The sequence below is a fragment of the Acaryochloris marina S15 genome (assembly GCF_018336915.1).
GTDB lineage: Bacteria > Cyanobacteriota > Cyanobacteriia > Thermosynechococcales > Thermosynechococcaceae > Acaryochloris > Acaryochloris marina_A.
Genome location: NZ_CP064923.1, coordinates 3,215,931 through 3,229,388, shown reverse-complemented (window position 1 = coordinate 3,229,388; position 13,458 = coordinate 3,215,931). Strand labels below are relative to the sequence as shown.

Below are 13,458 nucleotides of genomic sequence, written 5' to 3'. Positions count from 1 at the left end.
GCTAGGGCAAATTGACGAACCTATCACCGAAAAATAAATCATCATGACAATTCTGGTTACGGGGGGGGCCGGTTTTATTGGTGCAAACTATGTTTTGCGGAAGCGGCAGAATCATGAAAGCTTGGTATTGAACCTAGATAAGTTGACCTATGCAGGTAACTTATCTACTTTAGATTCCCTGGAGTTTGATCCCGACCATATCTTTATTCAAGGAGATATTGGTGATCGTCAGCTTGTTGGAGACTTGCTGACTCAGTATCGTCCTAGTGCCATTCTCAATTTTGCGGCTGAAACCCATGTGGACCGTTCCATTGATGGCCCAGATGACTTTATTCAAACTAATATTGTTGGCACATTTAATCTCCTAGAGGCTACCCGGTCCTACTGGCAGCAACTCGCTTTGCCGGAACGAAACAGCTTTCGATTTCTGCATGTTTCGACTGACGAAGTTTTTGGTTCCCTGTCGGCTGAGGATCCACCGTTTGCGGAAACGACAGCTTATGCGCCTAATAGTCCTTATTCCGCCTCTAAAGCCGGCTCTGATCACCTCGTGAGATCTTATTTTCATACTTACCATCTGCCAACGTTAATTACGAACTGTTCCAATAACTACGGCCCCTATCAATTCCCAGAAAAGTTAATTCCCTTGATGATCTTGAATGCAATGGAGGGCAAGCCTTTGCCTGTGTATGGGGATGGGCAAAATATCCGAGATTGGCTCTTTGTTGAGGATCACTGTCGAGCCATTGATCTGGTCTTGACTAAAGGAAAAACTGGCGAAACCTATAATATTGGGGGAGACACGGAAAAAACAAATCTCTGGCTTGTCCAACAAATCTGTGCGATTTTGGATGATCTTCTCCCCCATTCAGCCCATGTACCCCATGCAAATTTAATTACCTTGGTGCAGGATCGACCGGGGCATGATCGACGGTATGCGATAGATTTTTCTAAAATTAAGCAACATCTGGGCTGGTCTCCGCAAGTCACGATTGAGTCTGGATTAAGGAAAACTGTGCAGTGGTACCTAGACCATCAGGCATGGTGTGAGCAGGTTACATCTGACCAGTATGAACGCCAGCGATTGGGATTATCGGCAGACAAAACATAAGAGACGTTTGCAGATGTTATACATCCCTAACTAGATGGGCATAGTCTGAAGAAAGGACGCTGCAGTTATATATTGCCGAGATAATACGGATGAAAGGAATTATTCTGGCTGGCGGTTCAGGTACTCGACTCTATCCCATTACTCGGGTGTTATCTAAACAGTTAATGCCTGTTTACGATAAGCCCATGATTTACTATCCTCTTTCAACTTTAATGTTGGCGGGGATTCGGGAGATTCTGATTATCTCTACCCCTCAGGACTTACCGTTATTTCGGCGATTATTTGGAGATGGTCATCAGCTGGGATTAGCCCTTTCCTATGCTGAGCAACCCAAGCCTGAAGGCTTAGCCCAAGCTTTTATTATTGGCCAAGATTTTATCGGTGATGATTCTGTTGCCCTTATCCTTGGAGATAATATTTTTTATGGAGCGGCTTTAGCAGAGCGACTTCAGAAAATATCGCGGCTGACTGAGGGGGGGATTGTGTTTGGCTATTGGGTCAAGGATCCACAGCGGTACGGGGTATTAGCGTTTGATCAAGAGGGTCAGGTTACAGATATTGAGGAAAAACCTCAGCATCCGAAATCTCAATATGCGGTGACGGGGCTGTATTTTTATGACAACCAAGTGATTGATATTGCCAAAGCTTTGAAACCTTCTGCTAGAGGAGAGTTGGAAATAACGGATGTGAATACTACTTATCTCCAACAAGGACAATTAAAAGTTGAGAAGATGAGTCGTGGGGTGGCGTGGCTCGATACGGGTACCCACGAAAGTTTGCTGCAAGCGGCTGCTTTTGTGGAGACGATGGAACAACGACAAGGCTTGAAGATTGCCTGTGTGGAAGAGGTGGCCTATCGGATGGGATATATCTCGGCAGATCAGGTCAAAGAATTGAGTCAAGATTTGTGCAAGAACAGTTATGGAGAGTATCTCCTAAGAGTTTTGGAAGAGGGAGATCAACCCCTGTGAATGTGATAGAAACTCCTTTGCCCGGTGTTTTAGTGATAGAACCGCGTGTATTTTCTGACCAACGTGGTTTTTTCTTGGAAACCTATCATTACCAACGGTATAGAACATCTGGGATTGATGAGGTGTTTGTGCAAGATAATCATTCTCGTTCTGCTTATAGAACATTGCGGGGGCTCCACTATCAGCTGAAATATCCCCAAGGAAAATTAGTCAGGGTCAGCTCGGGGGAGGTTTTTGATGTAGCAGTCGATATCCGCAAGGGGTCACCCTATTTTGGACAGTGGTTTGGTGAGTATCTTTCTAGTGAAAACAACAAGCAGATGTATGTTCCACCTGGTTTTGCCCATGGATTTTGTGTCCTGAGCGAGACGGCAGACTTTATATATAAATGCAGTGATTTTTTCAATCCAGCGGATGAGCAAGGTGTTGCTTGGGATGATCCTGCCTTGGCAATTGACTGGCCCATTGACCAGCCTATTCTTTCCCATAAAGACACTGCATTGCCTAAGTTATCGGAGCTGATGGATTGTTTGCCTAGGTTTGCAATCGCTTAGGTTTAGCGGATATGGCACTAAAGGATGTTAAGGCGCAATCGAAGAGACTGAAATAGCAAACTGACGATGGTCTGTGTGAACTCTTCACGGCCTTACCGTATCCAACGGGATAGCTTGTTATACTAGTCCTGAAAAAAATTCAGGCTAAGCCGTCTCCTTTTTGTATGCAACCTACTGATCCTGATAAGTTTACCGACAAGGTATGGACGGCTATTGTTAAGTCTCAGGATGTGGCACGGCGGTTCAGTAATAACAAGCTAGAGGTTGAGCATTTAACTATTTCTCTATTAGAGGAAGAGCCATTAGCCAATAAGATTTTGGGCAAGGCTAAGGTTGATGCTGATCAAATTCTGCAACAGTTAACGGCTTTTGCTAAGCGGCAGACAAAGGTTGACGAAGGAACGGCGTTATTTTTAGGTCCAGGATTGGATCGCCTTCTCGATCAGGCGGATGCGCTGAGGCAAGCCCGAGAGGATCAGTTTATTTCGGTGGACCATTATTTGTTGGCTTTTGCTGAAGATGGTCGGGTGGGACAGTCTTTGCTGCGAGATCAGGGGATTGCCCGTACGGATCTTGAGAAAGCTATTAAGGCAATGCGCGGGACACAAAAGGTGGCCGATCAAGAATCGGAGTCTCGCTACAATGCCCTTGAAAAATATGGTCGCGATCTGACGGAGCGGGCTAAAGCTGGAAAGCTTGATCCGGTGATCGGTCGTGATGATGAAATTCGTCGGGTGATTCAGGTCTTGTCTCGACGGTTGAAAAATAATCCCGTTTTGATTGGTGAACCGGGAGTGGGGAAAACTGCGATCGCAGAAGGTCTCGCCCAGCGAATTATTAATGGCGATGTGCCGGAATCCTTGAAGAATCGGCAGCTTATTACCCTGGACATGGGAAGTTTAATTGCAGGTGCAAAGTATCGCGGGGAGTTTGAAGATCGTCTCAAGGCCGTCTTGCGGGAAGTCACCCATTCTGATGGTCAGATTGTTCTGTTTATTGATGAACTTCATACTGTGGTGGGGGCAGGGTCGGGGCAAAGCTCGATGGATGCCAGCAATTTGCTAAAGCCGATGCTGTCTCGAGGTGAGTTGCGATGTATTGGGGCTACTACCCTGGATGAATACCGTAAGTATATTGAAAAGGATGCGGCTTTAGAGCGCCGGTTTCAACAGGTCTATATTGACCAGCCTAATGTTGATTCTGCTATTTCAATCCTGCGGGGTTTGAAAGATCGATATGAAATTCATCACAATGTCAAAATTACCGACTCAGCACTAGTGGCTGCAGCTGTTTTGTCAGATCGCTATATTGCTGATCGATTTTTGCCGGATAAGGCCATCGATTTGGTGGATGAAGCGGCAGCGAAGCTGAAGATGGAAATGACCTCGAAGCCCAGTGAACTAGAGGGAATCGAACGGCGAGTAATGCAGCTAGAGATGGAAAAGATGTCTCTAGAGCAGGAACAGAACCGCTCTAGCCTTGGCGGTATTTATGAATCTTCGGAAGATCATTTACATCGGGTGGTTACTGAGATTGATGAGCTGATTCCCAAGCGCCAGTCTTTGGAAGACCAGTGGCAAACTGAAAAGCAGGTTCTGGAAGAAATTAATAACCTGAAAGAGCAGGAAGCCCAAGTTCGAGTTGAGATTGAAAAAGCTGAACGAGAGTTTGACCATGAGAAAGCGGTGCAGCTCACCTACAGCCGCATGGCGACCTTGCAGCAGGACTTGGAAGAGCGTGAAGTGAAGCTATTGGCGATTCGCGCCAAGGGGCCAACGCTTCTCAGGGAAGAGGTGACGGAAGAAGATATCGCCGAAGTGGTGGCTAACTGGACGGGCATTCCGGTGAGTCGGTTGCTGGAGTCAGAACGTCAGAAGTTATTGCAGTTGGAAGATCATCTCCATGAGCGGGTGATTGGTCAAGAAGATGCCGTTGAAGCGGTGTCGGCTGCCATCCGCCGAGCCAGAGCGGGAATGAAAGATCCGAATCGTCCCATTGGTTCCTTTATGTTTTTGGGACCGACTGGGGTGGGTAAAACGGAGCTGGCCCGGGCTTTGGCTCAGTTCTTGTTTGATACGGAAGATGCCATTATTCGGATTGATATGTCTGAATATATGGAAAAGCATGCTGTGTCCCGCTTAGTCGGTGCTTCTCCGGGATATGTGGGGTATGAAGAGGGCGGACAGCTCTCGGAGATGGTGCGCCGTCGTCCCTATTCGGTGGTGTTGTTGGATGAGGTGGAGAAGGCTCACCCGGAAATTTTTAATATTCTGCTGCAAGTTTTGGACGATGGTCGGATCACAGATGCCCAAGGACGAACCGTCAACTTTTGCAATACGATTATTGTCTTAACCAGCAACATTGGCAGTGAGCATATTACCGAATCCTCGGAGGAAGAAGAACGGTATCTAGAGATGCAGATGAAGGTGTTGGAGGCGTTGCGATCGCACTTTCGTCCTGAGTTTCTCAACCGCATTGATGAAATCACCATGTTCCATACCCTCAATCGGGAACAGCTCGGATCGATTGTCAAGATTCAGTTGAAGCGGATTGAAGCACTTTTAGCAGAACAGAAGCTGGCGATTCAGATTTCGGATGAGGCATTAGAACATATTGTAGAAGCGGGATATGACCCGGTTTACGGTGCCCGTCCCCTGAAGCGAGCCTTGCAGCGGGAACTAGAAAATCCGATTGCCACCAAGATTCTGGAGAATACGTTTACCAGTGGTGACACCATTCTGGTGGATTGGGATGAGGATGGGCTGATCTTGTCTCAGGCTCCACGAACGACTTTAGAAATTGAGGAAGAAGAAGAGTCAGAAGAAGAAGAGCTGGCCTCTGCGGCTTCCTGAGTGGTCTAGTGTCTTGTTGCACCGGGCTTTGGCTGCGCTCAGCCCTTGGTCTTGGGCTGTGTGAGTCTGTAGAGGCAGATTGAATGACTTTTCTTGAGCAGGCTGAAGACTTTTTGCGGGGGATGATTGCGCCGCAAGCGATGCAGATTGACCAAAGTTCTGAGTCCTTGTTTCAGGCCCTATATGAGTTGGGAAGTCAGGGGTTGCTGGGGCTGCGAGTACATCAGGAATGGGGTGGACAAGATCTCGATGAACTGACATTTCGCCAGTTTCAAGAACTGGTCAGTCGCTATTCAGGTGCATTGGCATTTTTGCAAACCCAACATCAAAGTGCGGCCTCACTTATTGCCCGAAGTACCAATACAGTTCTGAAGGAAAAATATCTCCCCCATCTGAGCAGCGGTAAGGTGTTGATTGGTATTGGCTTTTCCCATCTGCGTCGCCAGAATCCGCCCCCGGTTCAAGCGATTCCAACGGATGCAGGTTATGAAATTACGGGTGAAGTTCCTTGGGTAACGGGATATGGCTGTTTTAATCACTTTATTGTGGGAGCCCAACTGGCGGATGGACGGGCGGTATTTGGCTTGGTGCCTTTGGCAACGGTTTCTCAATCTAGCGGCATGATGACTTGTAGTGATCCACTGCCTTTGGCGGCGATGGGGGCTACGCAAACGGTGAAGGTACGGTTGAATCGCTGGCAACTTTCGCAGGAAGCGGTTGTGGTGATGCGTCCACCGGACTGGATTCACTCTAACGATACAAAAAATAGTTTGCACCATAGCTTTTTTGCTTTGGGATGTGCTCAGGCTGCTTTAGATATTCTCTCTAGTCCGAAGCTACCGGAATTTGTGGAACCTGCTCGACAGTTATTGGACCAGGAGCTGCAGTCGTGTCGACAGGCTATTTATCAGGAACAGCAAACCTCTGAATTAACGTTGCCTAAACGTCTGCAACTTAGAGCCTGGGCGATTGAGTTGGCCAATCGCTGTGCCCATGCGGCTGTCATTAGTGGGCGAGGTGGAGCCAATTTGATGGGCCATCCTGCCCAACGGGTCTATCGGGAAGCGTTGGCTTTCTCGGTGTTTGGGCAAACGACGGATGTTATGGAAGCTTCGTTGGCCCAGTTGGTTCGTTCAAGTTCCTGATCTGAAGATCTGGCGTTGCTCAATGACGGGATGAATTTGATTGCGTCAGGATAAACTCATGACTATTTCGAACATCATGAGGTGTCTGTATGAAGTGTCCAGAATGTGGTGGTCAACATATCCATAAGAATGGGCATCGTCGAGGCAAGCAAAACCATATCTGTGTGACCTGTGGACGACAGTTTCTTTCAACTTACTCAAAGCGTGGATACAGTGATTGGACGAAACGCCTGTGCTTGAGAATGTATGTCAATGGGATGGGCTTTCAGGGCATTGAACGAGTCATCGGAGTTGCTCATACTACTGTGATTCAATGGGTTCAACAAGTTGGTGCTCTATTACCTGATGCTTATAACCCCGACGATATCCCACAGGTAGGAGAGTTAGACGAACTCGAAACCTTTGTGGGCCAAAAACGCAACAAGGTCTGGATTTGGACAGCAATTGTAAATTCAAAATTTTGGCAAGCTAGGTTGTAGTCGTTGAGGATGTATTCATACACTTGCAGAGCCCCAGACGATGAATGAAGGTGTTCTAAATTTCCCTCTCTTACTGCACTGGCTACATCAGCTCATTGAGCACCTCGATGATCCACGTCAACCCAGTAATGGCACCAAATTTAGTCTCAAAGATATTGTATTAGGCGCATTTGCTGTCTTCTTTATGCAATGTCCTTCGTTTCTGGAGTACCAACGCCATGTTCATAGTCGTCATGGTCGTGACAACGCCCAAGCCCTCTTTGAGTTAACAGAACTCCCCACGAGCAACCAAATCAAGAATGTTTTGGACTTGATCGCATTTCGTCTTCTGTTTCCCATTTTTTATCAAATTTATAGCGTTCTCCTACGACGAGGTTATCTAGAGCAATATAAGGTTCTAGGTGGACACCTGTTGGTAGGGCTAGACGGCAGCGAGTATTTTTCCTCAAACCGGATTTGTTGCGATCAGTGTTCTACCAAAACCCATCGGGATGGGAGTGTCACCTATACGCACACCGCCGTGTTGCCCGTCCTCGTTTGTCCGGAAATTGAACATGTCATTTCTCTGGCCCCAGAGTTCATTCGTCCTCAAGATGGTGCGGAGAAACAGGATAGTGAAACCGCTGCGGCCAAACGGTGGATCAAGGGGCATGCTCAAGGGTTTGACGGAGCCAAGATTACGGTTCTTGGCGATGACCTCTATAGCCGTCAACCGATGGTGGAGACTTGTTTAGAGGATGAGTTGAACTTCATTTTTGTCTGTTTGCCCTCCTCCCATCCAGAGCTATATGAATGGGTAGAGTATTTAGAAGGTATTGGAGATGTTGAGCATCTAGAGACTCGGGGCTGGAACGGTCGCTATCATGAAATTTGTCAGTATCGCTATTACAATCGCATCCCCCTGCGTGAGGAGCTACCAGCAGTGATGGTCAACTGGTGCGAAGTCTCTGTTACTCGTGCTGCTGATGGAAAGACTATGTATCACAACGCGTTCATTACTCACCATTTCATCAATGACCAAAGTGTGGCCGAGATTGTCAGTGCTGGACGTGCCCGATGGAAAGCGGAGAATGAAGGACACAATGTCCTCAAAACCAAGGGCTATCACTTAGAACATAATTTTGGTCATGGTCAGAAGAACCTTGCTGCTGTGCTATTGGTACTCAACCTGTTGGCATTCTTATTTCATACCGTCTTGCACTTGGTGGACTCCACTTATCAACGCATGCGAAAGCAACGGGGAACCCGACAAGGCTTTTTTCACGATATTCAGACTTTGACCAAATACTTGCTCTTTGAGAGTTGGGAGCATTTGCTCCAGTTTATGTTGGATGATCCAGAGCCTCGAATAGCAGCCGATACCTCATGAAATATTGAATTTACAATTGCTGGGATTTGGACTGCGGTGGATCATTTTCACCCCGGCATTCTAGGCTGGGTTGTGGGTGACCATAGTGCTGAGACCTTTCGACCGTTATGGCAAGCAATCGTCTGTTGGCAATGTTTTTTCTGGGTCAGTGATGGCAATCCCGTCTATCCAGGCTTTATCCCAGAGGGTGACCAGATTGTTAGCAAGACCTACATGACACGAGTAGAGGGAGAAAACACACGTTTACGACATTACTTGGCACGGCTCCATCGCAAGACTTTATGTTATTCAAAATCGGTGGACATGCTCAAGCATTCAATTCGACTATTGATCCACTATCTCAAGTTTGGGGAAGTACCTATTCCTGCGTGAGTCATCCCGTCATTGAGCAACGCCGAAGATCTTGTACCAAGGTTTCATTTTCTGCATTTGGTCCCCATTCTGAGGGGAGAAAACTGTTTTCTTGGGAAAACTCAATAGAACCGACATTCAGCAGGTACTAACCATCAAGGGATAATTTTGAGGTTGTCTCTCAACGCAAGTCCATGTATTCACCTCAAGAGATAGACGTTCAGGATATTGACCATCTCGGTATTATTGCCGGTATCGTCGATGAGATCGGCATTGTCGAAATAGTGGATCGATTATTAGGTACTCACGAGCAAGAGAATGTTAGTTGTGGTCAAGTTGTCAAAGCCCTGATTCTAAATGGTATGGGCTTTTTGAGTGCTCCATTGTACTTATTTAGTGAGTTTTTCGAAAGCAAAGCAACCGAGCACTTACTCGGTCAAGGTGTACTGCCAGAGCACCTCAACGATACCCGTATCGGTCGAGTCCTCGACAAGCTCTATGCCTATGGTGTGACCCAGATATTTATCCATGTGGCAATGGCAGTCGTTCAGAAATTCGATGTAGCTCTAAGGTGTGCGCATCTAGATGCGACAAGCCTTAGTGTTGAGGGGCAATACTTAGATAAACCACAGGTTGAGGCGTCAGACGAATCCCCCTCTGCACCTGAGTCCCCCTCCCCTGCACTGGCTGAATCAGAGGAGCCGATACCCGTGAAAATCACCTACGGCTACTCACGGGACAATCGTCGTGATCTCAAGCAGTTTGTATTGAACCTACTGGTGAGTGGGGACGGGGGTATTCCTTTATTTTTACAAGTGGGCAACGGTAATGATGCGGACAAAAGTACGTTTGTGCCTATCATCCATGAATTTAAGCAACAGTGGAGTCAGCAACAGCCAGAGGTGATTGTTGCTGATAGTGCCCTCTACAGTGCCGACAATCTGCAAGCATTAGGAAGTACATCTTGGATTAGCCGAGTTCCAGCAAGTTCAACGGCAGCCCAAGACTTATTACAAGGGCTGCCGGGTTCACAGTTTCACCCCAGTGCTCTCAACGGCTATAGCTTTGTCGAAGTATGTAGTACCTATGGAGAGATTCAACAACGGTGGCTGGTGGTTGAAAGTAAAGCTCGCAGAGACTCTGGACTCAAACAAGTGCAAAAGCGGATTGATCAGGCGTTTAGCCAAAAAACTACTGCACTTAAAACCCTCTGCAAACAGACCTTCTTGTGCCCTGCAGATGCTTTAGCTGCAGCCCAAGATTTTGGCAAAATCCTCAGGTATCACACCCTTGACGATCTCAAAATCCACAAAAAACCTCATTATTCAAAGGCTGGACGACCGACAAAAGCAACGGTTGTGACTCACTACACCTATTCTATTGAGGCTACCTTAACCCTCAATGAGCCAGTCATCGAACGCTATCGGCGGCAAGCAGGTCGTTTCATCTTAGCCACCAATCTCTTGGAACAAGAGCAATGGAGCAATGATGATATTCTGCGCGAGTATAAGAACCAGCAGGCGTGTGAAGGAGGCTTTCGCTTTATCAAAGATCCACTCTTCTTTGCCTCTAGTGTTTTCCTGAAGACACCTCGGCGTATCGCTGCCTTAGCCATGATCATGGCCTTGTGTTTGATGGTCTACAGCTTAGGACAACGACAGTTAAGAAATGCACTAGAACAAGTACAAACAACTCTCCCTAATCAGAAGGGGAAACAAACTATGAAACCTACGTTACGTTGGATTCTCCAATGCTTTCAGGCCGTCCATTTAGTTTGGCTTGATGGTGCCAAGCATCTCATCAAGCTCAACAGCAGGCAGCAACTTATCTTGCCGTTCCTTGGGAAGGGCTGTAAAAAATATTATCTGCTCTGCTAGCTAGCCTGCTGAATGTAGGATAGAACTGAAAGACTGATGAAAAATTTCAGGGTCTCTACTTTTGGAGGCTAGACTTCACTACTCTCGCGAGTAGTAGCTCCTATATGAACCGTCAAACCGCCCACTCTGTATACAGCAATTGCTTGGATTTTCATCCTGAACTGCAGGGACACGGGTCTTTTTTACCGTTGGCTATGGGATGAACAGGACTGTTAAACCTCTCAAAACTCAAGTTCGAATCAGGATTCAGTTTTCTGCTTGAAAGGTAACTCCTGATTAATATGGTCAATCTCTCGCTGTTCATCCTCATTAATTTCATCAATATAGTGATGAAAAATTTGTTGAAGACGAGGTCTATAGAATCGATGCAAGCTGTAGTTTGGTGTTGCTCGAAACCCCCGCCTTTTTTTATGCCTGCCCCCTGCCCCCGGATCAAATCGCTGAATCCCTTGAGCGACTGCCCATTCAATGGGCGAATAATAGCAAGCCTCAAAATGTAAGCAGTCAAACTCCTGATCGCTGCCCCAATAACGACCATAAAGCTGCTCACCCTTCGTTAAGCAAAAAGACATTCCTACGGGTTGTTGAATCTCTCCCTCTGGATAAGCCGCTACAAAGATAACCCGATCCCCATAGGTGGATTGCAGATCTAGGAAAAATCGTCGGGTCAGATACTTACTGCCCCACATAAACTTTTCACACGTGTCTTCGTAATAGTGGTGCATCCGCCCATAGAGAAAATCGGGAATCTCATCTCCTTGATAGGTTCGGAGTTCTAATCCCGCCTTGGCAATACTTTTGCGTTCCCGTTTAATGTTGCGGCGTTGATTGGCATTGAATGCCCCAAGATAATCGTCAAAGGTGGAAAAGCCCTCATTCTGCCAGATATAGCTGTGATGCAGCCACCCCTTAAACCCATGGCGTTCAATCACAGGTTGCCAGTCTGGATCGACAAATAAGAAATGGCAGCCCGATAAATTGTTCTGGGCGCAAAAGCCATCAATCACCTGGACCATCAACCCAGTCAGCATGTCTTCATCTTCGTCCGGGGCGATTAGAAACCGATAGCCCTCCGCAGGGGTAAAGGGGGTCATCCCCAAGAGTTTGGGGTAATATTCAATCCCCATGCGGTAGGCCACATCTGCCCACTGGTGATCAAACACAAACTCACCATAGCTATGGCCTTTGACATAGAGTGGGGCCGCTGCCACCAGGGTCTGATCCCGCCAGACGGTGAGGTGTTGGGGTAACCATCCTGTGCGGGCGATCGCGCTGCCAGACGTCTCCAAATTATTGAGCCAGTGCCACTCTAAAAAGGGCGTTTTTAAGGGGATAGCCAAATCATCCCAAGCTTGCTGTGAAATCTGTCCAATCTGCTCAAACCACTGAACGGAGTAGCGAGGTTGGGGTTGGGTTACCATAGATGAAAAAATGAACTGTTTCTAAGGTAATGGAAACCGCTCAATTAGGGTATGGTAACCCAACCGCTATTTGGATTTAGACGAAGGCTGAGTGGGCTCAGGAGATACTTTGGGTTTATCCTTTGATTTGGTGTCTTCAGGAATGGCTTCCTTAGACTCTCTGATTTCTTTTTGTAGGTCAAAGGGCTGAATGTCTTGGAGGCTCTCGATCTTAGCAAGATTAATCAAAGAGAGCACAAGCGGTGTATCGGGTGTAAGTGCTTTGATTAGAGATTCTGGAGACCGATTTCGGTTGCTTTTGAGTAATTCAGTCAGCGTCATACCACTGCCTTCAGGACGGTAGGTCACAAGATATTTTTGCTTGCCCAGGGTAATGGTTTGGCCTTGGGTGTAATAGATATTGGTTCTCAAGGCAGATTCGAGAAGCCCTGACATACCAAATAGCATTGCGGGTCCCAAGGACTCTTGGTTCAAACTCAGCCGCTGCCAGCTTCTGTCTAGGGTTTTAAGTTGAAGCTGCATGGGGGTATCCGCTAACACTTCGGTCAGTTCATTGGCTGATACGGGGGTTGTGTATAGGGTGATTGTGGTTGCGATCGCACCTATGCAACCCACCACTATGCGCTTGATATTCATGTGAGACATCACTGCTCCTCTAACACTTCACTATTTATGCCCTCATTAGATTAAATCTGAACGGTCCAGCCTCAATTGGATTCTAAGGTTAATTTCTTGTTGTTGGAAAACGTTGCAGTGGGAGTCTTTGAACTCAGACCTCAACATGGTGTGAGGATCTGAATTAGGTATGTAAAGATGGGAGCAGAGTACGAAAATTCTATTTTCTATGGTTGTCGAACTAGCTTCGAATACTTTTACTGACTCCTTAGAGTTTACTGGTATCCCAGATGACATCAGAAAAATGGCTGATTCAGAATGGTGCTCGATGGGAGAGCGTGCACAAGCGTATTCTCAAATCACTAATCCTGAAGAACATGCGAAAGCTATAGTAGAAATCGCTAGTTGCTTGAAAAGCTTTAGAGACAGATATGCTGAATTTTTATCCTCAGAAGATATTCAGAGATTAAAGGTATATCTTCAAGCAGTGCAGGGAATAATCGATAGCAATGAGAGAGTCAAGGCTACAATCTCAGCTCTAGATGATTTGTTCGCTTCATGGCACGAACGATTCGATGAGCAAGAGATGTATGACTCATCGACTTTGGTTGCAGAAATATTTGGCTCATGATCTTTGTCTTGGACAGTAGTCCATTGAGTCAGCTTACTAATCCCAATCAAGAGCATGTGATATTAAGCCAGTGGCTAAAAAA

10 protein-coding genes and 2 pseudogenes are annotated in these 13,458 nt (G+C 46.8%); 10 read left to right on the top strand and 2 right to left on the bottom strand.

Annotated features, from left to right (window positions below; genetic code table 11):
• The first annotated feature begins 43 nt into the window (after positions 1–43).
• The 9 genes and pseudogenes from rfbB to I1H34_RS14970 all read left to right on the top strand — a co-directional run bounded on the left by rfbB (position 44) and on the right by I1H34_RS14970 (position 10,709).
• A complete protein-coding gene (gene rfbB, locus I1H34_RS15010; protein WP_212661855.1) occupies positions 44–1,111 on the top strand; it encodes a dTDP-glucose 4,6-dehydratase in 1,068 nt (355 codons plus the stop codon).
• Positions 1,112–1,200: 89 nt separating this feature from the next.
• A complete protein-coding gene (rfbA, locus tag I1H34_RS15005) occupies positions 1,201–2,082 on the top strand; it encodes a glucose-1-phosphate thymidylyltransferase RfbA (protein ID WP_212661854.1) in 882 nt (293 codons plus the stop codon).
• The gene (gene rfbC / locus I1H34_RS15000) at positions 2,079–2,636 is read left to right on the top strand and encodes a dTDP-4-dehydrorhamnose 3,5-epimerase (protein ID WP_212661853.1); all 558 of its coding nucleotides are present in this window, start codon (positions 2,079–2,081) and stop codon (positions 2,634–2,636) included. The genes rfbA and rfbC overlap by 4 nt, the downstream gene beginning before the upstream one ends.
• Before the next feature lie 164 nt (positions 2,637–2,800).
• A complete protein-coding gene (gene clpB, locus I1H34_RS14995) occupies positions 2,801–5,488 on the top strand; it encodes an ATP-dependent chaperone ClpB (RefSeq protein ID WP_212661852.1) in 2,688 nt (895 codons plus the stop codon).
• Between the two features lie 83 nt (positions 5,489–5,571).
• On the top strand, positions 5,572–6,633 hold the full coding sequence (locus tag I1H34_RS14990) for an acyl-CoA dehydrogenase family protein (protein ID WP_212661851.1): 1,062 nt from the start codon (positions 5,572–5,574) through the stop codon (positions 6,631–6,633).
• Positions 6,634–6,722: 89 nt separating this feature from the next.
• A pseudogene (locus I1H34_RS14985) lies at positions 6,723–7,079 on the top strand (IS1 family transposase); the annotation flags it as partial.
• A gap of 73 nt (positions 7,080–7,152) precedes the next feature.
• Positions 7,153–8,481: an ISNCY family transposase gene (locus I1H34_RS14980; protein ID WP_212661733.1), complete on the top strand. Its 1,329-nt coding sequence runs from the start codon at positions 7,153–7,155 to the stop codon at positions 8,479–8,481.
• Positions 8,482–8,505: 24 nt separating this feature from the next.
• A pseudogene (locus I1H34_RS14975) lies at positions 8,506–8,853 on the top strand (IS1-like element ISAcma4 family transposase); the annotation flags it as partial.
• 173 nt (positions 8,854–9,026) lie between these two features.
• Positions 9,027–10,709, top strand: a complete 1,683-nt coding sequence (locus I1H34_RS14970; RefSeq protein WP_212661850.1) for an IS1634 family transposase — start codon at positions 9,027–9,029, stop codon at positions 10,707–10,709.
• 239 nt (positions 10,710–10,948) lie between these two features.
• On the opposite strand, the gene I1H34_RS14965 is transcribed toward I1H34_RS14970, so the two are convergent.
• Together I1H34_RS14965 and I1H34_RS14960 are read right to left on the bottom strand one after the other, a co-directional pair.
• Complete coding sequence (locus I1H34_RS14965; RefSeq protein WP_212661849.1) at positions 10,949–12,130, bottom strand: GNAT family N-acetyltransferase; 1,182 nt, start codon at positions 12,128–12,130, stop codon at positions 10,949–10,951.
• 66 nt (positions 12,131–12,196) lie between these two features.
• The gene (locus tag I1H34_RS14960) at positions 12,197–12,775 is read right to left on the bottom strand and encodes a hypothetical protein (protein ID WP_212661848.1); all 579 of its coding nucleotides are present in this window, start codon (positions 12,773–12,775) and stop codon (positions 12,197–12,199) included.
• A 199-nt stretch (positions 12,776–12,974) separates the two neighbouring features.
• Here I1H34_RS14960 and I1H34_RS14955 point away from each other — a divergent pair, with 199 nt between their 5' ends.
• The gene (locus I1H34_RS14955; RefSeq protein WP_212661847.1) at positions 12,975–13,376 is read left to right on the top strand and encodes a hypothetical protein; all 402 of its coding nucleotides are present in this window, start codon (positions 12,975–12,977) and stop codon (positions 13,374–13,376) included.
• Positions 13,377–13,458 lie beyond the last annotated feature (82 nt).